25 protein-coding genes are annotated in these 22,959 nt (G+C 68.3%); 9 read left to right on the top strand and 16 right to left on the bottom strand.

Annotated elements, in window-relative coordinates:
• Positions 1-54: 54 nt before the first annotated feature.
• Together ACFRAQ_RS30490 and ACFRAQ_RS30485 are read right to left on the bottom strand one after the other, a co-directional pair.
• Positions 55-681, bottom strand: a complete 627-nt coding sequence (locus ACFRAQ_RS30490) for a TetR/AcrR family transcriptional regulator (protein ID WP_213558181.1) — start codon at positions 679-681, stop codon at positions 55-57.
• Positions 682-780: 99 nt separating this feature from the next.
• Complete coding sequence (locus tag ACFRAQ_RS30485; protein WP_379105768.1) at positions 781-1,023, bottom strand: DUF2530 domain-containing protein; 243 nt, start codon at positions 1,021-1,023, stop codon at positions 781-783.
• Between the two features lie 109 nt (positions 1,024-1,132).
• On the opposite strand from ACFRAQ_RS30485, the gene ACFRAQ_RS30480 reads away from it, so the two are divergent.
• Positions 1,133-1,570, top strand: a complete 438-nt coding sequence (locus tag ACFRAQ_RS30480; RefSeq protein ID WP_379105765.1) for a MarR family winged helix-turn-helix transcriptional regulator — start codon at positions 1,133-1,135, stop codon at positions 1,568-1,570.
• 59 nt (positions 1,571-1,629) lie between these two features.
• On the opposite strand, the gene ACFRAQ_RS30475 is transcribed toward ACFRAQ_RS30480, so the two are convergent.
• On the bottom strand, positions 1,630-2,019 hold the full coding sequence (locus ACFRAQ_RS30475) for a YccF domain-containing protein (RefSeq protein WP_379106237.1): 390 nt from the start codon (positions 2,017-2,019) through the stop codon (positions 1,630-1,632).
• A 229-nt stretch (positions 2,020-2,248) separates the two neighbouring features.
• On the opposite strand from ACFRAQ_RS30475, the gene ACFRAQ_RS30470 reads away from it, so the two are divergent.
• A complete protein-coding gene (locus ACFRAQ_RS30470; RefSeq protein ID WP_379105763.1) occupies positions 2,249-3,898 on the top strand; it encodes a hypothetical protein in 1,650 nt (549 codons plus the stop codon).
• A gap of 87 nt (positions 3,899-3,985) precedes the next feature.
• Here the strand turns inward: ACFRAQ_RS30470 and ACFRAQ_RS30465 are convergent, their stop codons facing one another.
• The 4 genes from ACFRAQ_RS30465 to pdxH all read right to left on the bottom strand — a co-directional run bounded on the left by ACFRAQ_RS30465 (position 3,986) and on the right by pdxH (position 9,032).
• Entirely contained in the window at positions 3,986-5,191 is a 1,206-nt protein-coding gene (locus ACFRAQ_RS30465; protein ID WP_379105761.1) for a GNAT family N-acetyltransferase, read from the bottom strand.
• A gap of 233 nt (positions 5,192-5,424) precedes the next feature.
• Positions 5,425-6,738 (bottom strand): citrate synthase, encoded by a 1,314-nt coding sequence (locus tag ACFRAQ_RS30460; protein WP_357282557.1) that lies wholly within the window; start codon positions 6,736-6,738, stop codon positions 5,425-5,427.
• Between the two features lie 186 nt (positions 6,739-6,924).
• Complete coding sequence (locus ACFRAQ_RS30455; protein ID WP_379105758.1) at positions 6,925-8,208, bottom strand: MFS transporter; 1,284 nt, start codon at positions 8,206-8,208, stop codon at positions 6,925-6,927.
• Between the two features lie 74 nt (positions 8,209-8,282).
• On the bottom strand, positions 8,283-9,032 hold the full coding sequence (pdxH, locus tag ACFRAQ_RS30450) for a pyridoxamine 5'-phosphate oxidase (RefSeq protein ID WP_379105756.1): 750 nt from the start codon (positions 9,030-9,032) through the stop codon (positions 8,283-8,285).
• A gap of 100 nt (positions 9,033-9,132) precedes the next feature.
• Here pdxH and ACFRAQ_RS30445 point away from each other — a divergent pair, with 100 nt between their 5' ends.
• Complete coding sequence (locus ACFRAQ_RS30445; protein ID WP_357089453.1) at positions 9,133-10,272, top strand: citrate synthase 2; 1,140 nt, start codon at positions 9,133-9,135, stop codon at positions 10,270-10,272.
• A gap of 94 nt (positions 10,273-10,366) precedes the next feature.
• Here the strand turns inward: ACFRAQ_RS30445 and ACFRAQ_RS30440 are convergent, their stop codons facing one another.
• Complete coding sequence (locus ACFRAQ_RS30440; RefSeq protein WP_379105754.1) at positions 10,367-11,128, bottom strand: RDD family protein; 762 nt, start codon at positions 11,126-11,128, stop codon at positions 10,367-10,369.
• Positions 11,129-11,195: 67 nt separating this feature from the next.
• Between ACFRAQ_RS30440 and ACFRAQ_RS30435 the strand changes: the two genes are divergently transcribed.
• Both ACFRAQ_RS30435 and ACFRAQ_RS30430 read left to right on the top strand, forming a co-directional pair.
• The gene (locus ACFRAQ_RS30435) at positions 11,196-11,444 is read left to right on the top strand and encodes a DUF1272 domain-containing protein (protein ID WP_379105752.1); all 249 of its coding nucleotides are present in this window, start codon (positions 11,196-11,198) and stop codon (positions 11,442-11,444) included.
• 44 nt (positions 11,445-11,488) lie between these two features.
• Positions 11,489-12,358 (top strand): polysaccharide deacetylase family protein, encoded by an 870-nt coding sequence (locus ACFRAQ_RS30430; protein ID WP_379105749.1) that lies wholly within the window; start codon positions 11,489-11,491, stop codon positions 12,356-12,358.
• Between the two features lie 44 nt (positions 12,359-12,402).
• Here the strand turns inward: ACFRAQ_RS30430 and ACFRAQ_RS30425 are convergent, their stop codons facing one another.
• Positions 12,403-13,143 carry a hypothetical protein gene (locus tag ACFRAQ_RS30425; RefSeq protein ID WP_379105747.1) on the bottom strand — a complete coding sequence of 247 codons (741 nt, stop codon included), beginning with the start codon at positions 13,141-13,143 and terminating at the stop codon, positions 12,403-12,405.
• A gap of 121 nt (positions 13,144-13,264) precedes the next feature.
• Here ACFRAQ_RS30425 and serC point away from each other — a divergent pair, with 121 nt between their 5' ends.
• The 3 genes from serC (at position 13,265) to ACFRAQ_RS30410 (ending at position 16,680) form a co-directional block, all read left to right on the top strand.
• Positions 13,265-14,389: a phosphoserine transaminase gene (gene serC / locus ACFRAQ_RS30420; protein WP_379105744.1), complete on the top strand. Its 1,125-nt coding sequence runs from the start codon at positions 13,265-13,267 to the stop codon at positions 14,387-14,389.
• Positions 14,390-14,609: 220 nt separating this feature from the next.
• Positions 14,610-15,680 (top strand): septation protein SepH, encoded by a 1,071-nt coding sequence (sepH, locus tag ACFRAQ_RS30415; RefSeq protein WP_379105741.1) that lies wholly within the window; start codon positions 14,610-14,612, stop codon positions 15,678-15,680.
• Positions 15,681-15,942: 262 nt separating this feature from the next.
• Positions 15,943-16,680: a DUF6928 family protein gene (locus ACFRAQ_RS30410; RefSeq protein ID WP_379105739.1), complete on the top strand. Its 738-nt coding sequence runs from the start codon at positions 15,943-15,945 to the stop codon at positions 16,678-16,680.
• Positions 16,681-16,702: 22 nt separating this feature from the next.
• Here the strand turns inward: ACFRAQ_RS30410 and ACFRAQ_RS30405 are convergent, their stop codons facing one another.
• Positions 16,703-16,996 (bottom strand): DUF2537 domain-containing protein, encoded by a 294-nt coding sequence (locus ACFRAQ_RS30405; RefSeq protein WP_379105737.1) that lies wholly within the window; start codon positions 16,994-16,996, stop codon positions 16,703-16,705.
• On the bottom strand, positions 16,993-17,796 hold the full coding sequence (locus ACFRAQ_RS30400) for a TrmH family RNA methyltransferase (RefSeq protein ID WP_379105735.1): 804 nt from the start codon (positions 17,794-17,796) through the stop codon (positions 16,993-16,995). Before ACFRAQ_RS30400 ends, ACFRAQ_RS30405 begins: the two co-directional genes overlap by 4 nt.
• An 89-nt stretch (positions 17,797-17,885) precedes the next feature.
• Here ACFRAQ_RS30400 and ACFRAQ_RS30395 point away from each other — a divergent pair, with 89 nt between their 5' ends.
• Entirely contained in the window at positions 17,886-18,251 is a 366-nt protein-coding gene (locus tag ACFRAQ_RS30395; RefSeq protein ID WP_379105733.1) for an FKBP-type peptidyl-prolyl cis-trans isomerase, read from the top strand.
• A 76-nt stretch (positions 18,252-18,327) separates the two neighbouring features.
• On the opposite strand, the gene ACFRAQ_RS30390 is transcribed toward ACFRAQ_RS30395, so the two are convergent.
• The 5 genes from ACFRAQ_RS30390 to ACFRAQ_RS30370 form a co-directional block, all read right to left on the bottom strand.
• Entirely contained in the window at positions 18,328-18,996 is a 669-nt protein-coding gene (locus tag ACFRAQ_RS30390) for an RDD family protein (RefSeq protein ID WP_379105731.1), read from the bottom strand.
• A 55-nt stretch (positions 18,997-19,051) separates the two neighbouring features.
• Positions 19,052-19,333, bottom strand: a complete 282-nt coding sequence (locus ACFRAQ_RS30385; RefSeq protein WP_357089931.1) for a hypothetical protein — start codon at positions 19,331-19,333, stop codon at positions 19,052-19,054.
• A 147-nt stretch (positions 19,334-19,480) separates the two neighbouring features.
• Positions 19,481-20,638: a hypothetical protein gene (locus ACFRAQ_RS30380; RefSeq protein WP_379105729.1), complete on the bottom strand. Its 1,158-nt coding sequence runs from the start codon at positions 20,636-20,638 to the stop codon at positions 19,481-19,483.
• A gap of 73 nt (positions 20,639-20,711) precedes the next feature.
• Positions 20,712-22,112: a sensor histidine kinase gene (locus tag ACFRAQ_RS30375; protein WP_379105727.1), complete on the bottom strand. Its 1,401-nt coding sequence runs from the start codon at positions 22,110-22,112 to the stop codon at positions 20,712-20,714.
• Positions 22,109-22,810 carry a response regulator transcription factor gene (locus ACFRAQ_RS30370; RefSeq protein ID WP_379105725.1) on the bottom strand — a complete coding sequence of 234 codons (702 nt, stop codon included), beginning with the start codon at positions 22,808-22,810 and terminating at the stop codon, positions 22,109-22,111. The genes ACFRAQ_RS30375 and ACFRAQ_RS30370 overlap by 4 nt, the downstream gene beginning before the upstream one ends.
• Positions 22,811-22,959: the final 149 nt, after the last annotated feature.

The raw sequence follows: 22,959 nt of genomic DNA, 5'->3' as shown, positions 1-22,959 counted from the left end.
GGTCCGGCGCGGGCGATCACGCTGCCCGCGCCGGAGGAGAAGGAGGGGGCCGGGTCAGGCCGCGTGCGCTGCCACGGTGGTGGCGAGGACGTCCAACTGGTCACGGACGGCGGCGCTGTCGTTGTCGACCAGCCAGCGCAGCACGATGCCGTCGATGGTGGCGAGGATGAAGCGGGACAGGGTGCCGACCGGAACGGTCCACTGGCAGTCGGTGGCTTCGCGCGCGTGCTCGAAGATGTCGGCGACCGTGGAGTCGTTGAAGGTGTACTGCTCGCGGGCGATGGCGAGTTTGGCGGGGGTCTGTTCCCCTTCGCGTAGCGCGTAGGTGGTGGTTTCGTAGGTGAGTAGTTGTCGTTCCGGGGTGGCTTCGATGTTGAGCCACATGAGTTCCAGGCCGGCGCGCACCAATTGCTGCAGCGCGGCTTTTCCGGTTCCGACGTCCTGCCATACGGTTTCGTTGGCGTCGACGGAATCACGCAATTCCATCGAAAGCGCCTTGACCAGCTCGGTCATCAGCTGATCTTTGTTTTCGAAACAGTAATGCACCACACCGAGGGAAACACCGGCTGCCTGCGCGACATCGCGGGTGGTAACCCCGGCCACGCCCTTTTTTTCGGCAAGGCCGATGGCTGCCTCGATAAGGTGGGCCCGTCGTTCTTCGACGCTCAATCGGGAGGACACTCCAGGGAGTTAAGCGTCCGAGGCGCGTGCAGTCAATTCGCAGGCTACACAAGTTTGCTTGACATGCCTGTTGGTCGGATGACCAGTCGCTTCCCTGTGCTAATCCAGACCGCGTTGTGCGCCTTTATCACCCCGACGCGCACTCCGCCGCTGAATCGCGAAGATGGCGTAGCCCAACAGCCCGACGCCCAATCCCATCAGGCACACCGGCCGTGCGGTCGCCCACGCGTCGTTCAGCCACACCGCGACGGTCGCGATCAGGAAACCGATGGCGCCCACCAGGAGTACGGGGCGCGGATCGGTGAAGCGCGGCGGAATCTCCGGGACGGTCGGCGGGGTCACCCCCTCAGACTAGAGGGCGCGAGCCGTTCCGGTGGCGCGCCGGGGCGCTCGGCGCTGGACCAGGCGAACAGGCGACTCCCGCGCGGGCGTTCCCGTATCGTTTGCCTCTGTGACAACGCCTTCCGACATTCGAGCGCTCGCCGGTGAACTCTCGCTGGCGGTGGTGCGCTTGACTCGGCATCTGCGAGGCCGGCGGGCCGATGCCCAGATTTCGCTGACGCAGCTGTCCGCGCTCGCCACGCTGAATCGGGAGGGCGCCATGACGCCGGGCGCGCTGGCCGCCAAGGAGCGGGTGCAGCCGCCGTCGATGACCCGGGTCATCGCCTCGCTGTCGGAAATGGATCTGGTGGAACGCAATCCGCACCCCACCGACGGGCGGCAGATCATCGTGTCGCTGTCGGACGCGGGCCGGGCCTTGATAGCGGACGAGAATCAGGCCCGCGAGGCCTGGATGACCGATCAGCTCTCGCGGCTGACGCCCGGTCAGGTCGGCGTACTCCGCGAAGCGGTCGGCATCATGAAGCAGATCGTCGACGAGTCGGAGTAAGAGGCACCAACTCTCGGGGTCTCGGGGCTTCCCCGAAACCCCTGTCACGCCCGGTTGCCCTAGTAGCCGAAACGTCGGTCGCTGTCGACGATTTCGCGGCCCAGGGGGAACAGCGACACCGGGATCAGCTTGAGATTCGCCCAGGCGAACGGGATTCCGATGATGGTGACCGCGAGCGCGATGCTGGTCATCAGGTGCCCCAGCGCCAGCCACCACCCGGCCACCACGATCCACACGATATTGCCGAGCATGGAGCCCACGCCCGCGTCCGGCTTCTCCACGGCTTCGCGGCCGAAGGGCCAGAGAACGAAATAGGCGATCCGGAACGACGCGATTCCCCAGGGGATGGTGATGATCAGGATGCAGCAGATCAGCCCGGCGACCGCATAGCCGATGGCCATCCAGAATCCGACCAGGACTAGCCAGAGGATGTTCAGAATCAGCTGGATCGGTTTCACCTTTCCAGCATGCCAGCGCGCCCCGGCCGGGCACCACCGGGAAAACCCCGATTTCCGAGTGTGGGCACTGGCCAGTGGTAGGTGCGAACCGGCGATCTTTCCGGTTCATGAAACCCAGCGCTGCTAATGTCGCGCTATCTCTAATTTTGCCAGCTCTATCAGTTGGAACGGCATCTTGAGAAAGTGCAGGCACACTTTGAGCAAAGTAAAGCGACTATCGGTGGGCCTCACGGCCCTGGCGCTCGCCGCCACCGGCTCGCTCGTGGCGTGCAGTAGCGCCGATTCGTCCAGTTCGGATTCGATTTCCAGCTCGAAAGCCTTGGGCGACTCGCTGTCCGGGTCGGAACCGGAGCGCAACCCCTATCTCGCCGCCGAGAAGTTCGGCATCACCCACATCGACTCCGCGCAGAGCGACAGCTTCCCGGCAGCACCGCCGCGCGGGACGTTCCACATCGACCCGGCGGCGATGCCCCGGGTGCCCGGCGGTCCGGTCAACATCATGACCCTGGCTTCGCCGAACCCGGACTACTGGTGGGTCTCCTCCACCTCGGGCCCGCGCTACGTCGACGTCTCCGGCGGCGGCTTCAAGGAAGTCGCGTCCATGGACACGCCCGGCATCACGCCGATCCCCACCACCGCACTCGATCAGGTGCTGAACCAGCAGTACTCAGACACCGGCCAGATCGAGACCGCCATCGCCCAGGACTGGCCCGGGCAGAACTGGCGGCGGCTGATCAACGGCGTCTACGGGCTGGTGGACAAGGACAACCGCCTCTACTACATCAATCAGAACTCGGAGCTGTTCGTCTTCGGGCTGAAGGACAAGGACAAACCTGCCGACGGCATCCAGGTCGTCGCGCAGCGCGACTTGAAGCCGCTGCTCAGCACCGCCGGCACCTCGCTCGGCATCCCCGAGAACATCGTGGGCCTGAGCATGACCTACGACGGTCACCTGATCGCGCTGGCCTCCCGGGCTGTCTTCGTGTTCAACCGGGACCTGACCGGCGACGCCGTGCAGCTGCGGATCGGCGACGACGAGACCATCTCCAATTCGATGGCCGTGGATCCGGACGGTGGCCTCTACTTCGCCTCCGACAAGATCATGCGCAAGGTGGTCTGGAAGGACGGCAAGCTCTCCACCGAGGAGTCCGACGGCGCCTGGTCCTCGCCCTACGACTTCGGCCGCCAGCCCCCGGCTGTCAAGTTCGGCACCGGCACCGGCTCCACCCCGACCCTCATGGGCTTCGGCAAGGACAGTGACCAGCTGGTCGTCATCACCGACGGCGCAGACCACATGAAGCTGGTCGCCTTCTGGCGCAACAAGATTCCCGAGGGCTTCCAGCAGAAGCCGGGCGCCAAGTCGAATCGGATCGCCGATCAGATCGCGGTCACGGCCGGATTGCCCGAGCCGCTCCCGGAATTCGTGCAGTCCGAGCAGTCGGTGGTGGCGAGCGGATACGGCGCGTTCGTCGTGCAGAACATCGGCGAGGGCGGTTCTCCGGACCGGCTGGTGGACGTGCTGGCCAACGGACCGGTGGCCGCGCCCCCGCACGGTATGCAACGGTTCGAGTGGGACCCCAAGGAACACCGATGGACTTCGGTCTGGGCCCGCGGCGACGTGGTGTCGACCTCCATGGTGCCCGCGGTCTCCAGTGGTGCGGGAGTGGTGTTCGTCAACGGCTACTCCAAGGCCGACGGCTGGGAGGTCACCGGCCTGGACTGGAAGACCGGGGAAACGGTGCACCGCACCATCTTCGGGCAATCCAACCTCGGCAACGGCGCGTACGCGCTGATCGAAGCCTTCCCCAACGGCGATCTGCTGTTCAACAGCGTCGGCGGCCCCTTCCGCGCGAAGATCGCCGGCCGGTAGGAGCATTCGGCCTCGTCCCAGGGCCGGGTGGGAGTCAGTGGCCGGGCGGCACCCTCGGGTGCGGCCCGGCCACTGCCCGTTCCGGGCTCAGAAGAACCAGCCGACCTCGGCCTCCCGCTCGGCGGTGAACGCCTCGTCGAAGGCCCGCAGCACCGCCGCGTCCTTGGCCTGGATCCGGTTGGCGGCGGCGTAGACCCGGGCCCGGTAGACACCGAAGTAGAGGCTGCCGAGCACGTCGATGCCGAGCTCCAGATCCGGGCCGCGGTCGGTGGGCGCGCATTCGGCGATCCCGTCGCGCACCCGCAGTGCGAAGGTGCCGCCCGCGCCGCGGAACGGATCGTCCACGGCCAGCACCACATCCAGGTCCCGCTGATACGTGCGCGCGGTCAGCGCGGCGGGCACGTCCATGAGGCGGGTCCACAGCGTGTCGTGGCGGCCGACGACCTCGATCAGGCGCGGATCGGTGACCAGGAAGGGGAGCGGATCCCCGTCGTAGGTGCTGGCCTTGATGTCGTGCACCAGGTCCATGCTCAACAGCACCCGCCACAGCGCGATATGGGCTTCCGGTGTGACGGTACGCATTTCGCGGATCGTGGCGGTGTTCTTGTAGTCGTGCCAGGAGCGGCGCAGGATGGCGTACCCGTCCGGGTGGATCAGGAAGAACTGCGGCGCGCCGTCCTCGTTCTGCACCGATTCCGCGAAGATCCGCTGCCGCCACCGGGCTTCGGGGCGCACCTGCGCCCCGGGCGTGAGTCGTCGCCAGCGGTCGTAGATCTCGGGCAGGGCCTGCTCGGCCTCGGTCAGGGACGCGACCCGCACGCCGCCGGGATCCGGTGTGGTGGTGCGGAATTCGGCGGTGCGTCCGCGAATCGAGAGGTCGATCTCCTGGATCGAGGGCCCGTAGCCGAAGCGGCCGTAGATGCCGCCCTCGCTGACGGTGAAGATGGTGAGCGGCAGGCCCTCGGCCTCGATGCGCTCGTGCAGCGCGGTGTAGAGCGCCCGCAGAATGCCGCGCCGCCGATGCGTGGGCGCGACCGCGACGCCGGTGACGCCACTGGCCTCGACGGTGCGCGGACCCGGCACCGTGACGGTCATGACGCGGTCGTTGACGTGCCCGACGAGACGATCGCCGTCGACGGCGACCAGGGCTCGTTCGGTGGGGAAGACCTGCGGCCCGAACTCGATGTCCGCCGGACCGCCACGCATGCCGAAGCCCATGTCCATCAGCTGGACGAGCTCCGGCCGTTCCTCAGCTCGTGCCGAACGCACGGTAATGCCATTCGTCGATGCCATTCCCCGAAGATCCCAGGATTTCCGGTTCCCCGCATCCGATTTCTTCGGGGGCCAGCTGCCGCCCCCGCCGCGGCAGCTGACCCCCGTGAGAACAAGAGTGCCGCCCCGCGCCGGCGAGATCCTTAACAAGTCCTTGTCAACGACAGGTCATCGGCAACGAGAAATCCCCGCCGCCACGATGGGTGACGACGGGGATTTCCCGTGAAAAGCGTTCGGGCACAGGACCCGAGGGATCAACGGCCGTTGATCTCCACGTAGTCGCGCTCGCCGTAGCCGGTGTAGATCTGGCGCGGACGGCCGATCTTCAGCGGCTCGCGGTGCATCTCGCGCCAGTGCGCGATCCAGCCCGGCAGGCGGCCCATGGCGAACAGCACGGTGAACATGCGGGTCGGGAAGCCCATGGCCCGGTAGATGACGCCGGTGTAGAAGTCGACGTTCGGGTACAGGCGACGCTCGATGAAGTACTCATCGGTCAGGGCCGCCTCTTCGAGGGCCTTGGCGATGTCGAGCAGCTGGTCGTCGCCGCCGATCTTGGACAGGATGTTGTCCGCGACCTGCTTGACCAGCGTCGCGCGCGGGTCGTAGTTGCGGTAGACGCGGTGCCCGAAGCCCATGAGCTTCACGCCGTCTTCCTTGTTCTTGACCTTGCGGACGAACTCCTTGACGTCACCGCCCTGAGCCTTGATGTCGTCCAGCATCTCCAGCACGGCCTGGTTGGCGCCGCCGTGCAGCGGGCCCCACAGCGCGTTGATGCCGCCGGAGACGGAGGTGAACAGGTTGGCGTCCGACGAACCCACCAGGCGCACGGTCGACGTCGAGCAGTTCTGCTCGTGGTCGGCGTGCAGGATGAGCAGCATGTCGAGCGCCGCGGCGATCTCCGGGTCGACCTCGTAGGGCTCGGCCGGGAAGCCGAAGGTCATCCGCAGGAAGTTCTCGACCAGGGACAGCGAGTTGTCCGGGTAGAGGAACGGCTGGCCGACCGACTTCTTGTACGCGTAGGCCGCGATAGTCGGCAGCTTGGCGAGTAGTCGGATGGTGGACAGCTCGACCTGCTCCGGGTCACGCGGGTCCAGCGAGTCCTGGTAGTACGCCGACAGCGCGTTGACCGCGGAGGACAGCACCGGCATCGGGTGCGCGTTGCGCGGGAAGCCGTCGAAGAACCGCTTCAGGTCCTCGTGCAGCAGGGTGTGCCGGCGGATCCGGTCGGTGAAGTCGTCGAGCTGGGCCTGGGTCGGCAGCTCGCCGTAGATGAGCAGGTAGCTGACCTCGATGAAGGTCGACTTGCCCGCCAGCTGCTCGATCGGGATCCCGCGGTAGCGCAGGATGCCCGCCTCACCGTCGATGTAGGTGATGGCCGACTTGGTCGACGCGGTGTTCATGAAGCCGGGGTCGTAGGTGACGTACCCGGTGCTGGCGAGCAGCTTGCCCAGGTCGATCCCGTCATTGCCCTCGACAGCCTTGGCGACGGTCATCGGGTACTCGCCGCCCGGGTATTGCAGTACCGGCTTGGCGTCGTCGTCGACGTTGATGATGTTCTCAGCGGGCACGGAAGGATCCCTCTCAGGCTTGAAACCGTAGGCATCGACGCGGGTGACACACGATGCGCTTGTACTCAACGCTAGCCGCTGTCCACTACGCCCCAGTAATGAGGGTGTCCCTTGACTACCTCACAGTCACGTCGTTCGCAGGTGAGGCGAGCGGCGGTCATGTGCTATGCGCATGAACGCCGGACCTCAGGCGACCGGCACCTCCGAATGGGCACGTGCCACCCGGTAACGCACGAACGCGGGAAATGCCACGACGGCCAGCATCATGCCGACCACGACGAGCACGCCGCCGCCCGCGGCGGCCGCCGCGGTACCCACCGCCGCTGCCGCGAAACCGTGCGCAACATCACCGATGCGCGGTCCACCCGCCACGACAACGATGAACACGCCCTGCAGTCGCCCGCGCATCTCATCGGTCGCCACCGACTGCAGCATGGTGGTGCGCAAGGCCGCCGAGAACATGTCGACCGCGCCGCCGAAGGCCAGGCAGGCCAGCGCGATCCAGAGCGCCAGGGTCATGCTCAGCCCGTGCCCGACCAGACCCACGGCCAAGCCGAACCCGACCATGCCCAGACCCCACAGCACGATGCAGACCACCACGGCCAGGCCCTGCCGCCGCACCCGTGACAGCCAGCCGGAGAACACCCCGCCCAGCACCGCGCCCACCGACATGGCCGCGAACAACAGCCCCAGAGCCGTTCCGCCCGAAGCGGAATCGCCGAAGCTGTCCTGGGCGATCTGCGGGAACAGGGCGCGCGGCATGCCGAACACCATGGCCACCACGTCCACCGCGAAGGAGGCCAGCAGGATGCGCTGGGTGGCCAAATAGGCGAAGCCGTCGAACACCTCACGAAGCCCGGCCCGGCGGGCTTCGCCGTGCGGCGGGATGGGCGGCAGCTTCCAGGTGGCCCACAGCGTGGCCAGCAGCGCGATGGCGTCCAGCAGGTACAGCGTGGACAGGCCCGCGAGCGGAATCAGCATGCCCGCCAGCACCGGTCCGGCGATCGCCCCGAACTGCATGACCGTCATGCTCAGCGAGTTCGCCGCGGGGAGCTGCTCGGATGGCAGCAGGCGCGGGTAGATCGCGCTGCGGGCGGGCTGGTTCATGGCGAAGAACGCCTGCTGCGCCGCGAACAGGATCAGCACCAGCCACACGTTGTTCAGTCCGGCCGCGGCCTGCGCCCAGAACGCGAGCGCGGTCAGGCCGGTGCCCGCGGAGGTGACGAGCAGCATCTTGCGGCGATCCATGGCGTCGGCGAGCGCGCCGCCCCAGAGCCCGAACACGATGAGCGGGATCAGGCCGAACAGTCCGGCCAGGCCGACGTAGGAGGAACTGTGGGTGATGTCGTAGAGCTGTTTGGGGACGGCTACAACGGACAGTTGCGCGCCGATCACGGTGACGATGCCGGTGGTCCAGAGCCTCCGGTAGTCGGGATTCCGTAATGGAGTTATGTCGGCGAGCAGCTTCACCGACTTATTTTGGACCGATCATCCCATCATTTGAACGTGAGATATCCAACTCTTTCGGGGCCTTGCCCGGGGCATCAGGGTTGGAGGCGTTCGATTTTCATGGCCGACACGTCCGAATTGCCCGGTTCTACGGTCACCCGGATGCGGTTGTGCATACGGCTGCGGCGTCCCTGCCAGAACTCGACCGTCTCCGGCCGGATCTGGAACCCGCCCCAGAACGGCGGCACCGGAATGTCGTCCACCTCGGCGAACCGGGCCTCGGTCGCGGCCATGCGCTCATCCAGCTCGGCGCGCGAGGCGATGGTCCGCGACTGCTCCGAGGCCCACGCCCCCAGACGCGAGCCGCGCGGACGGGACTGCCAGTACACCTCGGTGGCCTCGGCGGGCACCCGCCGCACCGGGCCGCGCACCGTCACCTGCCGCCCCATCGCCTGCCAGACGAATGTGGCCGACGCGTACGGGGTTCGGGTCAGCTGACGGCCCTTGAACGAGTCGTAATTCGTGTAGAAAGTCACACCCTCGGGAGAAAGCCCCTTGCACAACACGGTTCGCGAGGACGGCCGCGGACCGCTCTCGGCGATCTCCACGGTGCTCAGCACCATCGAGTTGGGGTCGGTCAAGCCCGCGCTGGTGGCATCCTCGATCCAATTGCGCAGCAACGGCTCCCAGCCCTCGGCCAGCCAGGTCTCGTCCAGGTCGGTGTCGCGGCGGGGATGGTTGTCGCCCTGATCGACCCCGTACTCGACGCGCAAGGCCGCGATATCGATGTCCACCGGGACTTCGTGCGCCATCGGCCCGGTGGCCAATTTCTCCTGGTCAACCATGGGCCAGACGTTACTCCGGAGTAATGCGGGGGTTAAGCTCCAGGTGATCGGCGTGGCTGCTCAGGGATCGGGCAGTCCGACATGCAAGGAGAGTCACAACATGACTGCCAGCGCTGCGGTACCCAATGTCGTCCCCGACGGCTTCGTGAGCGGTCTCGAAGGCGTGGTGGCCTTCACCACCGATATCGCCGAACCGGACAAGGACGGCGGTGCGCTCCGGTACCGCGGCGTCGACATCGAGGACCTGGTCGGCAACCGGGTCACCTTCGGTGACGTCTGGGCCTTGCTCGTGGACGGCGAATTCGGCCGCGGCCTACCGCCCGCCGAACCGTTCCCGCTCCCCATCCACACCGGCGACGTCCGCGTCGACGTGCAGGCCGGTCTGGCCATGCTGGCCCCGATCTGGGGTTACGAGCCGCTGCTCGACATCGACGACGACACCGCCCGCGAGAACCTCGCCCGGGCCTCGGTCATGGCGCTGTCCTACGTCGCCCAGTCGGCGCGCGGCATCTACCAGCCCGCCGTGCCGCAGTCGAAGATCGACGAATCGGCCACCATTACCGAGCGGTTCATGACCCGCTGGAAGGGTGACCCGGACCCGCGCCACATCGAGGCCATCGACGCCTACTGGGTGTCCGCGGCCGAGCACGGCATGAACGCCTCCACCTTCACCGCCCGCGTCATCGCCTCCACCGGCGCCGACGTGGCGGCCTCGCTGTCCGGCGCCATCGGCGCCATGTCCGGCCCGCTGCACGGCGGCGCCCCGGCCCGCGTGCTCCCGATGATCGAGGCCGTCGAGAAGTCCGGCGACGCACGGGCTCTGGTCAAGGGCATCCTGGACCGCAAGGAAAAGCTGATGGGCTTCGGCCACCGCGTCTACCGCGCCGAGGACCCGCGCGCCCGCGTGCTGCGCGCTACCGCCCAGCGCCTGGACGCCCCGCGCTTCGAGGTCGCCGCCGCACTGGAGCAGGCCGCCCTGGCCGAGCTGCGCGAGCGTCGCCCCGACCGCGCCATCGAGACCAACGTCGAGTTCTGGGCCGCCGTGATCCTGGACTTCGCCGAGGTCCCGGCGCACATGATGCCCGCCATGTTCACCTGTGGCCGCACCGCCGGCTGGTGTGCCCACATCCTGGAGCAGAAGCAGCTCGGCAAGCTGGTCCGCCCGGCCGCCATCTACACCGGCCCGGCCCCGCGCAAGCCGGAGACCGTCACCGGTTGGAACCTGGTGTCGCACAAGTAGACCCTGGAACGGACAATGGCCCGCAGCGAAGAAACGCTGCGGGCCATTGTTTTTGGGCGGGCCTATCGGCCCCTGCGAGCGCCCGGGAGTTGGGCTAACCCTTCACGACGATCGTCCCCACGATCTTGTCGCTCAGGGTCTGCTTCTTCTCGTCCCAGAGCGGCCACAGCCAGCCGAGGTAGCAGGCCAGACTGTTCACGTTTCCGGCGAAGTAGCGCACGATGGCCATGCCGAAACCGATCGGCTGACCGGTCGATTCGCGGATCACGCGAATGCCGAGCGACCGCTTGCCGATCGTCTGGCCGGTCGTGCCCTCCTGGTAGGCGAAGTACAGCGCGGTGCCGATGACCGCCACGAAGCCGATCAGCGCGCAGATGATGCCCAGGGCGTTCATGGACCCGGCATCACACCGGGTGTAACCCGAGTACTGGCTGGTCGTGCAGGTGGGCTCGGAGGTGCCCACGGTGTTGGCGAGGATGCTCAGCAGCAGGAACGGGCCCCCGATGATCAGCATGTCCAGCAGACGCGCGCCCGCACGTGCGCCCCAGCTCGCGTACTCCGCTCCGAACCCCCCGAACGGAGCGTAGCCGGGCTGGGGTGCACCATACCCGGGTTGCGGTGCGCCATAGGGTGATTGGGGAGCGCCGTACGCCGGCTGCTGCGGTGCGCCGTAGCCGGGCTGCGGTGCGCCGTACGCGGGTTGCGGTGCGCCGTAGGGCGACTGGGGCGCGCCGTAGCCGGGCGGCGGGGCCGCGTAACCGGGCTGGGGCGCGCCGTAGCCCGGGGCGGGCTGATCGGCGGGCGGGTAGCCGTACCCCGGCTGCTGTTGCGGGTACGGGTTGTTCGGGTAAGTCAATGCGCTTCCTTGCAAAAGGGTCGTTTCGGACAGGCAGGCTACAGTCTGGGGCACCCGGCCCCTCGATATGAAAAGGAAATCGATCACAGTCGCGCACCCGGGACCGGCAGCGCGCGGACGAGGAGACCGGATGGCGCTGGAAATGCGGACACGCTGTGAACGATGCGAGATTGCCGATTTACCTGCTGAGGGTCCCGCGCTGATCTGCAGCTTCGAGTGCACCTTCTGTGAATCGTGCGGTCGAACAATGGATTACGTCTGCCCCAACTGTGGTGGCGAATTGGTTGCCAGACCGCGACGGCGGCGAGAATCCTGATTCAGGCCATGGATTGCGCGCCGGGATTCACATAACCTGCTCCGGTGTTCGACGCAGGACTGTCCAGGCGCGGCTTCTTCGCCGCGGGCGCGGCGCTGGCCGCGGGCCTCGTCACCGCCGGATGCGGTGTGGCGAACGGCAACTCGTCCGACCGCATCCTCGATCCACCCCGCGGTGGCGCCGATCCGGCCTCCGCGCCGGCCCGGCTACCCGTCTCCACGGTGTCCCCGGACGCCATCGCGGCCAAGTACGCGGGCCGCACCCCGAAGGCCTGGGGTGTCGACGTCGACGGCATCCTGACCGGCTTCAACCCGACCGGCAAGCAGTTCGCCGTCACCTTCGACGCCTGCGGCGGCCCCGGCAACAACGACATCGACGAGAACCTGCTGGCCTTCCTGCAGGCCCAGCAGATCCCGGCCACCCTGTTCCTGAACAAGCGCTGGATCGACGCCAACCCGGCCCGCGCCGGGCAGCTGGCCGCGAACCCGCTGTTCGAGATCGGCAATCACGGCACCGCGCACTGCCCGCTCTCGGTGAACGGCCGCGCCGCCTACGAGATCAAGGGCACCGTCTCCGCGCAGGCCGCGGTGGACGAGGTGTGGGGCAACCATCAGCGCATCGCCGCCCTGACCGGGCGCGGACCCCGGTTCTTCCGCGCCGGCACCGCCCACTACGACGAGGTGGCGGTGTCGATCGTGCAGGACCTGGGGGAGACCCCGGTCGGCTACACGGTCAACGCGGACTTCGGCGCGACCGCCTCGGCCGCGCAGGTGCAGTCGGCCATGTCGGCGGCCAAGTCCGGCGGCATCTCCCTGGCCCACATGCATCGGCCCAAGTCGGGCACCGGTGCCGGCATGCTCGCCGCGCTCCCGGCGCTGAAAGCCAACGGCTTCCAATTCGTGCATCTGCCGTAGTCCTTCGACCCCGCAGTTCTTCGAACCCGCCTCCGGCGCGACGGTCAGCCGCGCCGCGAGGCCGCCCAGTCGACGGCCACGGATTCGCCGCGGTCGACGGTGAAGAACGCCACATCCAGGTGACGGCCCAAATCGACCAGCTCCAGCGCCGAGAGCGGCACCGGCTGCACCACCCGCACCCGCCACGGGCCGGGCTCGTCCCAGGCGCGCAGTTCCAGATCCAGCCGCAGCACCGGATCATCGCGCCCGGTGTAGTCGGCCGCGACCGGGGCGGCGGCCAGCACGGTGGCCCGGGCGCGACGGCCGTCGGCCAGGATCTTGGTGATATTGGTGCGCGAGGTCTCCTCCGGCGCGGGCAGATACAGCACCACCCGGTCGGGATCGCCGGGATCGACCCGGCAGCAGACGACGTCGCCGGGCTGCATCCACTCCCGATCGGCGGCGCCCGCCCGCTGACGGACCCGGGTCTCGTAGCCGTGCCGGTCCTCGATCTGCACGCGCACCCAGAACTCCGGGGCGGGCTCGTCCGCGCGGACGCCGAGGATGGTGGCCGTCCCCTCGAGACCGTGCAGCAGCAGTGCGCGGCGGGCGGCGTCGTCGAGCACCGGACCGCGGCGGGTCAGGCCGTGCGAGCCGAACTGCGAGGACAGCCGGGCCAGCAGGCCGAGGCGCGGCACATCATCGGGCCGGGTCCGCGGTCGCGCGGAATCCGGGGGCAACCCGGGGACGGAACCGGTCCGCCGGTCGGATGCGGTGCCCGGTCGCTTGTCCGCGGCCATGTCCATGGTGCTGAACCGTAGTGCGTCTGTGGCGCGCCACACAGCATTACGCACCCGCCCGCGAGATTGTTTTTTCCACCCGGACCCGCCCGTGAGCGCGGGTGATAGCACCACTACCCTTGTCGCCATGACCTCTGCGTTCCCGACCATCCCCGACGATCTCAAGCCCGCCGACGGACGGTTCGGTTGCGGCCCCTCCAAGGTCCGCCCCGAGCAGCTGCAGTCCCTGGTGGATACCGGCGCTTCGGTGTTCGGTACCTCGCACCGGCAGAAGCCGGTCAAGGACGTGGTGGCGCGGGTGCGTTCCGGTCTGCGCGACCTGTTCTCCCTGCCCGACGGTTACGAGGTCGTGCTGGGCAACGGTGGCACCACCGCGTTCTGGGACGCCGCCGCCTTCGGCCTGATCCGCGAGAAGTCGCTGCACCTGAGCAACGGCGAGTTCTCCTCGAAGTTCGCCTCGGTCGCCAAGGGCAACCCGTTCATCGGTGACCCGATCGTCGTGAAGTCGGAGCCGGGCGACGCCCCCGAGCCGACCTCCGACCCGTCGGCCGACCTCATCGGCTGGGCCCACAACGAGACCTCGACCGGTGTCGCCATCCCGGTGTCGCGTCCGGCCGGTTCCGAGCACGCCCTGGTCGCCATCGACGCCACCTCCGGCGCGGGCGGTCTGCCGGTGAACATCGCCGACACCGACGTGTACTACTTCGCCCCGCAGAAGTGCTTCGCCTCCGACGGCGGTCTGTGGATCGCGCTGATGAGCCCGAAGGCCCTGGAGCGCGTGGAGGAGATCAAGAACTCGGGTCGCTGGACCCCGGAGTTCCTGTCGCTGCCGATCGCGATCGACAACTCCACCAAGGACCAGACCTACAACACCCCGGCGCTTGCCACCCTGTTGCTGTTCGCCAACCAGATCGAGTGGATGAACGGCAATGGCGGTCTGGACTGGGCCGTGAAGCGCACCGCCGACTCCTCCTCGCGCCTGTACTCGTGGGCCGAGACCAGCGAGTACGCCACCCCGTTCGTCGGTAACCCGGCGCTGCGCTCGCAGGTCGTGGGCACCATCGACTTCGCGGACAGCGTGGACGCCGCGCAGGTCGCGAAGGTGCTGCGCGCCAACGGCATCGTGGACACCGAGCCGTACCGGAAGCTGGGTCGTAACCAGCTGCGCGTCGGCATGTTCCCGGCCATCGACCCCGACGATGTGTCGCAGCTGACCCGCTGCGTCGACTGGGTCGTCGAAAAGCTCGGCTGATCAGTAGAAATGGCATCTGACCGGGCGAACGCGCCTCGCGAAACCCGGTTTCGGAGCTGAGGCGAATCGATCACACTAATGCGGCGCGGAAGTCTGGGAACAGATTTCCGCGCCGCGTGTCTTGCCCCATGATTCACAGAAGTGCACTACTGTTCCAGAACGTGGGCGGTGTCGCGAGCCTAGCTATAGCTGTGAGTTGCGCAGCGAACAGGAGGTAACGGTGCGTGAACTTCGAGTAATCGGATTGACGCCCGATTCCACGCATATCGTATGCATCGACACCGAGAGCGGTCAGAAGTACCGCCTCGCCGCCGACGATAAACTGCGCGCCGCTGCCCGCGGAGATCTTGCCCGATTCGGCCAAATCGAGATCGAAACGGAAGCCACGATGCGCCCTCGCGATATCCAGGCTCGTATCCGTGCCGGCGCCTCGGTGGAGCAGGTCACCGAAGAGTCGGGCATGCCGCTGTCGCGGGTCGAACGATTCGCGTATCCCGTTCTGCTGGAACGCGCCCGGGCCGCCGAGCTGGCGCAGAAGGCGCACCCGGTCCGCAACGACGGCCCCGCCGTGGAGACCCTGATCGAGATCGTGTCGGCCGCGTTCGCCGAGCGCGGCCACAATATCGAGGTCGCCGAATGGGACGCCTGGAAGGACGAGAAGGGCTACTGGGTGGCCCAATTGCAGTGGCAGGCGGGCCGTTCGGTGATCGCCGCGCACTGGCGCTACCAGCCCGACGCGCACGGCGGCTCCGTGGTGCCGCTCGACGATCCGGCCTCCGATCTCATCGACCCCGACTTCGGCCGGGCCCTGCGCGGCCTGGCGACCATCCTGCCGGACCAGACCGACCCGGTGGCGGAGGCGGTTCCCGCGCCCGCGCCCGCGGCGCGTGAGGAGCGCGGCTCCGACTACGAGCCCGCCCCGGCGCGAGTCGCCCAGCAGCAGAACGTGGATGACTACTTCGAGCAGCGCGCGGCGGTCGGCGACGGCACCGTGCCGGTGACCACCGCGGCCGCTCCGGCGCCCGCTCCCGCTCCGGCCCCGGCCGCGAAGGAACCGGCGGCTCCGGCGCCGCCCGCGACTCCGGCGGCGACCGCCCCGGCGCCGCCCGCCACCCCGCCCGCTCCGGCTCCGGCCGCCGAGCCCACGCCGGAACCGGCGCCGGCCCCGGCTCCCGCGCAGCCCGCGGCGAAGTCCAACGCGCAGAAGCCGAATCGGGCCAAGCGTGGCGGCAAGGCGCCGATGCCGTCCTGGGAGGACGTGCTCCTAGGCGTGCGCAGCTCGGGTCACTGACCACTGTCGGTTCGGGTCACTGACCACTGTCGGTTCGGGTCGCTGACGCTTTGTCGATCTTCACGAATGCCGGAGGGTTGCTGACCTTCCGGCATGTCGTTCGTCGCCGCGCCGCGAAACGGTGTTGGCAACAGCCGCATTTCGGGCTGTCGCGGGGGTAGATTCAATCCTGTTGGCGGGTTGGTCCCGGCCGATCGATGTCGGCTCCGACCGGCCGCTGTGCGTTGCTCGAAAGTGGCCGTGTGCGAGGGAGGTGACGTCGGTGCCATCAACGGTCTCATCCCTGTGGTACGTCGACGCCCCCGATCCGGTGGCCGTGCTGCGCGCGCAACCGGGATCCGATCCCGACGCCGCCTTCGCGCTCGCCCGGCAGCTCAACCCGGATCGGGACGTGGTGCCCGCCGCCTCCGGCAGCATGAAGGTGTGGGCGGGCCCGGACCCCGAATCCGTCTATATCGGTTGCTATCCCGGCGTCACGGTGATGTGTTCCACCCAGGCGGCGCTGCCGCGGCCCACCCGGCTGCCGGAGCTGCTGGTCCGCCCGCTCGCCTCCGAGCAGACCTATCTGATCTCCTACGACCTGTCGCTGGGCTGGGGCGCGTTCGCGCACTGGGAGCGCGGCGAATTCCGCCGCTCCTTCAGCGCGACCCGGGTCAACATCCTCGAGGACGAGGGCATGCCGCGGGTCTGGGAGCGGCCGTACTGGGCGGGCGAGCATCCGATCGTCCTCACCCCCGGTGAACTGCTCGACCCGCAGCTGCTGCCCTTCGATCCGCCCGGCTTCGCGGACGCCGCCAACGAGCAGTGGCTCGGATTCCGTTACCGCGGCCGAACTTCCGCGGACGGCCTGACCCCCGACCAGATCGAGGTCTGCGGATTCTCGCTGTACCCCAAGGGCGAAGCGCCGCGGCTGGACAGCGAACCGGAACCACCGATCGAGCACGGCAACGGCAGACGCGGACTGCTGGGCTGGCTGCGCGGCCGGGACCGCGTCTCCTGACCGAGCGGCCTGCTCACCCGGTTCAGGACAGCAGCAGGCTCAGCCAGGCCACCAGCACGCCCAGGCCCAGTCCCGCGATCACCCAGCGGGTCACCGGAGCGAATCGCCAGCGCCACGCCGTCGGCGCGGCCCCGCCGACCGCGATCAGATTGACAACCACCGACAGCAGCGGATGGATCTGCGCCAGCGCCGCCCCGAAGGCGTACACGCCCGCCGCGGTCAGCGCCGCCACCATGACGACCACGGCGATGCCGCTGGCCCACGGCGTGGGTTCGGAATATCCGTATCCGTACGGTCCGTCGGGCGGATGACTCACTGCGCACGCACTCTCTCGTAGAAGGCCATGGCGGCCGCTGTCGCCACATTAAGCGAATCGGTGCCGGGAGTCATAGGGATGCGGGCCCGAATGTCGCTGGCGCGCATGGTCTCCTCGGTCAGGCCGGGTCCTTCCGCGCCGAGCAGCAGCGCTACCCGGTCGCCGGTCATGGCGGTGGCGAGCGTGCCCGCCTTCGGGTTCGGGGTGAGCGCGACGATCTGGAAACCGCGCTCGCGCAGCACCTCCAGGCCCGCCGGGAACGGCGGCAGCTGGGCGAACGGCACCCGCAGCACGTGCCCCATGGACACGCGCACGGCGCGCCGGTACAGCGGATCCGAGCAGCGGTCGCCGAACAGCACCGCGTCCGCGCCGAGTCCGGCCGCGTTGCGGAAGACGGAACCGATGTTCTCGTGGTCGTTCACGCCCTCGAGGACCGCGACTGTCCGCGCGTCCGCCAGTACTTCCGCGGCGCTGAGTTCACGCGGCCGATAAGCCCCCGCGAGCACGCCCCGATTCAAATGGAATCCGACGACCTCGGCCATCACCTCGGCGCTGGTCCGGTAATACGGAATATCCACGGCCGCGAGATCCTCACGCAGCTGCTCATATCGGTTCGCGACACCGAACAATGCGAACGGCGTGAACCGCGAGGCCAGCATGCGCTGCACCACCACCACGCCCTCCGCGATCACCAGGCCTTTTCCGCCCGGCAGGTCGGGTCGGCGGTCGGCGTTATTGAGGTCGCGGAAATCGGCGACCCGCGGATCGGCGGGGTCGTCGATATCGATCACTTCGGCCACGCGCCCATTTTCGCCTCCGGCCGGGGCGGGCGAATGGGCGGGGCATAGGGTAGATCACGTTCCGATCCCCTAATCGAAGAGGACAGCCCATGAGCAGCAAGCCGGAAATCGAGTTTCAGGACGGTCCCGCCCCCGCCGAGCTCGTGATCAAGGACCTCGTTGTGGGTGAGGGCAGTGAAGCCAAGCCCGGCGACACCGTCGACGTCCACTACGTGGGTGTCGAGTACGACTCCGGCGAGCAGTTCGACGCCTCCTGGGACCGTGGCGAGTCGATCGTCTTCCCGCTGCGTGGCCTGATCCAGGGCTGGCAGGACGGCATCCCCGGCATGAAGGTGGGCGGCCGCCGCCAGCTGACCATCCCGCCGAAGCTGGCCTACGGCGAGGCCGGCGGCGGCCACCAGCTCTCCGGCAAGACCCTGGTCTTCGTCATCGACCTGCTGGACGTCGTGAACTGACGCCTCCGGGTCGCTGAAAAACACGTGCCCGCCGCGCATTCCGCGCGGCGGGCACTGTTGTCTCGGTCGTCGGCTCTCAGACCTTGACCACGATGCTGCCGATGATCTTGTCGGCGAAGGTCTGCCGCTTGGCGTCCCAGATCGGCCACAGCCAGCCGATATAGCAGGCGAGGCTGTCGACGAAGTGGCAGAGCTGGCGGACGAATGCCATACCGAAGCCCAGCACCTGGCCGTCCGCTTCGCGAACGAGCTTGATGTTGAGCATCTTCCGGCCGGGAGTCTGACCGGTGGTGCCCTCCCTATAGATGAGCCACAGCGCGCCGGCCAAGGCGATGAGGGCGCCGACGAGGATGAGCGCGACCCCCGCGCCGGACAGTCCGCCCGAGCAGTTGGCGCTGTAGGAGGTATCGGTCTGCTCGGTGACGCAGTCGGCGTCCTTGAAACCGATGGCGAAGCCGAGCCCGTAGAAGATGGCCGCGGGCACGAACACGATCAGCCGGTCGATCAGGTACGCGCCGACCCGGGCGCCCCAACTCGCGTAGGGCGGGGCGGGATAGGCGGCGTAGCCCGGCTGGTAGCCGTAGCCCCCGGGCTGTCCGGGGACGCCGCCGGGCGGTTGCTGGCCGTATCCGGGAGGCGGTTGCTGCCCGTACCCGGGAGGTGGCTGCTGCCCGTACCCGGGTGGCTGCTGCCCGAAGCCTGGCTGCTGCGGCTGCTGCGAGTAGGGATCGTTGCCGTAGGTCATCGGTTCCTCCCCAAGAGGATGCGGGGGTATGGCCCCCGCATTGTCTCCCGAATCGCTAGCCGACGATGGCGTTCATGATGGTTCCGGCGCTGGTGGCGGTCGCGCCGCCCAGCATGGCGTTGGCGACCATCTTGGGCGAGGCCGAGCCGCCGCCCCACTTCTCCCAGGCGAAACGTCCGCCACCATAGGTGATGGCCGCGATGCCGGACATCTGGGTGAACCAGGTGAAGTACCGGAACATCTTCATCATCTTGTCCGCCATGGGCGGGGTTTCCGCGGTGGGATTGCCGAGTTGGGCGAGAACCGTGCCGTACATGTCGTGTGCGGCGATGAGCATGCTCACGATCGTTTCCTCTCCGATACCGGGCGCTGAGTGGAGCCAAGATGCGGATGAAGCGGACGAGCCACGAAACGGGTCGATTAGAGCAATTCGGGCACAGTGTACTCCGGCGAACCGCCGATCGTTGCGGATTATTTGCGAACGTTATCTCCGAATGATGTCCACGGGGTCGGTGAGGGCGGCCGCGATCACGGTCTGCTGCGGCACGCCGAGCTGGGGGAGTGCGCCCATGGCCTGGTTGGTCTGAGTGCTCAGAAGCTTGGTGACGGACTGCAATTGGGCCACGCCGCCGGTCAGCGCCTGCATCGCGGTGACCAGCTGGGCGCCGGCCTGATCGGCGATCGCGGGAATGCTCTGCGCCAGCGACGCGCCCTGATTCAACTGGGCGCTTGCGTCATTCAGTCGTCCGGCCGCGTCACGCAGCAGTTGCCCGACCTTGGTATCCGGAGTGACCTGCGTGCCTGTCAGATTCGCGAAGCCGCTGAGCTGGACATCCGCCTGATTCGCGATCGTGCGCAGACCCTGCAGCTGCGTGATCACGCTCGCCAATTGCGGATCCGTGGCGATCGGCAGCCCCTGCAACAACGGCACCACCACATTCAACCCACCCGACAGCGCGCTCGCCGCCTGCGAGACCTGCCACATGGTGACGCCGGTCGAATCCAGCGCCGTGGCAAGCTGATTCGCCTGCGTGGTCGCCGCCGAAAGGGTGGTGTTCAGGGCGTCGATCCCCGAAGTCAGCTGCCCCGCACCGGCTTTCGCCTGCGCCAGGAAATCGGTCAGCTGATCCGCGCCGCCGGAGAACTGCTGTGCGCCGTCCGCGGCCGCCTGCACGCCCGCGCTCAGCATGCCCGACGTCCCGGCGATCTGCGACACCTGCAGACGCGCGGTGTTCATGGTCGAGAACAAGGTGTCCAGCCCGGCCGCGCTGACCTTCTTGGTCACCTCGCTCACCGCGTCGTTGACCAGATTCGGGTCGGCGCGGTCGTGCGTGGCCACGGTGACCTGAGCCTTCTTCGGCTGGTCGGTGACCAGGGAGTTGATGTCGGCGGTCAGGTCGGCGGGCAGCGTGATCACCGCGGCGTAGTCGGCGGGGCTCGCCTCGTCGACGACCTCCCAGTGCCGGATTCCACTGGCCTGCAGATCTTTCGCGATGCGCGCGCCCAGCGGACCGGAATCACCGTTGACGAGCGCGACCGCCGTGGGCGCGGTCCGCAGGCGGCCGATGCCGACGACGCTCGCCGCGACCGCGGCGGCGAGCATCAGGACGATCAGGACCCAGCGAGCACGTTTTCCGAACACGATTCAGACCGTAGAGGCCGGGTATGTCCGCTGCTCTGATGGATGTCTGAGAGTTCGGTAAAGACCGGTACGTTCACATACGCGCGGGTGGCGGCGGCCACGCCCCGCGATCGGGGAGCTCCAGCACCAGCCGCACCCCGCCCAGCATGCCGTCGTCGAAATAGGCCCGGCCGCCGTGCAATTGGGCCTGCTGTGCCACCAACGCCAGACCCAGTCCGGACCCGCCCTTGGTGGCCTGACTGCCCCGGAAGAAGCGCGCGAACACCTGCTCCCGCTCGTGGGCGGGCAGGCCGCGGCCGTTGTCGTCGACGGTGATCACGATGCGTCCGTCGGGCGCGCGATGCGCCGTCACCAGCGCCTCGGTGGCCCCGCCGTGCCGCGCGGAATTGGTGAGCGCGTTGTCCACGGCCAGCCGCAACCCGGTGGGCAGGCCCCGGGTGACGAGCTCGGCGTCGGCCTCGATCCACACCTTCAACTGCGGGAAGTGCCGCATGGCGTCATGCGCGGCGGCGTCGCACAGCTCGACCACGTCGGTGACCACGTGGTCGCGTTCGTGGGTGAGGTCGCCCGCGGCCAGCCGTTCCAGCGCGGCCAGCGTGGTCTCCACCCGGTTTTGGCCACGTTGCAGGTCGGTGAGGATCTCGCGGCGCTGCTCCTCGTTCAGGTCCAGCGTGCTGAGCACCTCGAGGTCGGTGCGCATGGCGGTGAGCGGGGTACGCAGTTCGTGCGCGGACACCGCGGCGAAATCGCGGGCGGTCTCGAGCGCGGTGGCAGTCTCGGCCTGCGCCCGGTCCACCCGCTCCAGCAGCGTGTTGACGGCCTCGGCGAGTTTGTCCGCCTCCTTCACACCCGAACCGTCCACCGAGAGCGGGACTTCCGATTCCCCGGCGGGCCCGCGCTCGTCGAGGTCCCGGGTGAGTTTCACGATGGGCCGCACCGCGCGCCCGCCGAACAGCCAGCCCAGCCCCGCCGACGCGGTCACCGCGAGCGCCGCGGCCAGATACACCCAGCGCCGCTGCTCGTTGATGGTCTTCTCGGTCTGATTGGTCGGAATGCCCAGGGACACAACCTGTCCCGCGGGCTGCGCCTCGGTGGTGGTGAGCACCCGGTAGGCGTTGCCGTCCACGGTGACGGTGGCATTGCCGACCGGCAGCACCGGCAGTTTCACCGGGGTGCTGGCCAGCGCGCGGTCGTTCATGCGGACCGTCAGCGCCATTTCCTTGTTGGGCGCGAGGATGTCGACCACATTGACCGCGAAGACCGGCTGGATCAGCACCAGCCGCGACACCATCGACAGCTGCTGATCGGCCTGGGCCATATTGCTGCGGCCGATGGCGTAGATGGTGATCCAGCTCAGGATCGCCACGATGATGGTCGCGCCCAGCGCCGCGGCGGCGGCGACGCGCACCCGCAGCGTGTAGGACCAGCGGCGGCGCCTGCCCCCGGACGCGGAAGGGCCCGCCGCGGAAGTCATTTCGGCGCCCGCAGGACGAACCCGACGCCGCGGATGGTGTGCAGCAGGCGCGGGGTGTCCTCAACCTCGAGCTTGCGCCGCAGATAGCCCACGAACACGTCCACCACATTGGTGTCGGCCGCGAAGTCGTAGCCCCACACCAGTTCCAGCAGCCGTTCCCGGCTCAGCACCACCCCGGCGCTGCGCGCCAGCGTGGACAGCAGCTCGAATTCGCGCTTGGTGAGCTCGATCTCGGTGCCGTGCAGCAGCGCCCGATAGCCAGCGACGTCGACCTCCAAGGGCCCCACGGTGATCGCGCCCGGGATCCCGGACGCCGGCGCGTCACTGCGCCGCCGCAGCAGCGCCTTGATCCGCGCCACCAGCTCGGCGAGCACGAACGGTTTGACCAGGTAATCGTCGGCCCCCGACTCCAGCCCGGCGATGCGGTCGTCCACCGAACTGCGCGCCGACAGCACACAGATCGGCACCTCGTTGCCCATGGCCCGCAGCGCGGTCACCACACCCGCCCCGTCCAGGATCGGCATGTTCATATCGAGCACGACCGCGTCGGGGGCGAATTCGTTCACACTGCGTAGGGCGGCCGCCCCATCCCGGGCGATCACCACCCGGAAACCTGACAGCCGGAGCCCGCGCTCGACCGATGCGAGCACATCCTCATCGTCGTCGACGACCAGGACTGTAGGTACCGCTGCGTCCATTTGCCCTCCGCTTCGCTCCGGGCGGGTTGCGTGGTGTGGCCCCCCGGGGGGGCCACCCCCCAGAATACCGGGGGGGGGGGGCGGAAGTGGGAGGGAAACGCGCCCAGCAGGGGAGGGGGGGGGGAGAAACCAAAGAAATAAAAAACACA

Origin of the sequence: Nocardia sp. NPDC056611 (assembly GCF_042792755.1) — a bacterium.
In the GTDB taxonomy this organism is placed as follows: domain Bacteria; phylum Actinomycetota; class Actinomycetes; order Mycobacteriales; family Mycobacteriaceae; genus Nocardia.
Note: the sequence above shows the minus strand (reverse complement) of the source record. Positions and strands in the feature narration are given on the sequence as shown.

Excerpts from the sequence above, each read along its gene's own strand:
- ACFRAQ_RS30465 (WP_379105761.1), bottom strand. The coding sequence starts at position 5,191 with ATGGCATCGACGAATGGCATTACCGTGCGTTCGGCACGAGCTGAGGAA.
- pdxH (WP_379105756.1), bottom strand. The coding sequence starts at position 9,032 with ATGGTTGACCAGGAGAAATTGGCCACCGGGCCGATGGCGCACGAAGTC.
- ACFRAQ_RS30445 (WP_357089453.1), top strand. The coding sequence starts at position 9,133 with ATGACTGCCAGCGCTGCGGTACCCAATGTCGTCCCCGACGGCTTCGTG.
- ACFRAQ_RS30435 (WP_379105752.1), top strand. The coding sequence starts at position 11,196 with ATGAAAAGGAAATCGATCACAGTCGCGCACCCGGGACCGGCAGCGCGC.
- ACFRAQ_RS30425 (WP_379105747.1), bottom strand. The coding sequence starts at position 13,143 with ATGGACATGGCCGCGGACAAGCGACCGGGCACCGCATCCGACCGGCGG.
- serC (WP_379105744.1), top strand. The coding sequence starts at position 13,265 with ATGACCTCTGCGTTCCCGACCATCCCCGACGATCTCAAGCCCGCCGAC.
- ACFRAQ_RS30395 (WP_379105733.1), top strand. The coding sequence starts at position 17,886 with ATGAGCAGCAAGCCGGAAATCGAGTTTCAGGACGGTCCCGCCCCCGCC.
- ACFRAQ_RS30390 (WP_379105731.1), bottom strand. The coding sequence starts at position 18,996 with ATGACCTACGGCAACGATCCCTACTCGCAGCAGCCGCAGCAGCCAGGC.
- ACFRAQ_RS30385 (WP_357089931.1), bottom strand. The coding sequence starts at position 19,333 with ATGCTCATCGCCGCACACGACATGTACGGCACGGTTCTCGCCCAACTC.
- ACFRAQ_RS30375 (WP_379105727.1), bottom strand. The coding sequence starts at position 22,112 with ATGACTTCCGCGGCGGGCCCTTCCGCGTCCGGGGGCAGGCGCCGCCGC.
- ACFRAQ_RS30370 (WP_379105725.1), bottom strand. The coding sequence starts at position 22,810 with ATGGACGCAGCGGTACCTACAGTCCTGGTCGTCGACGACGATGAGGAT.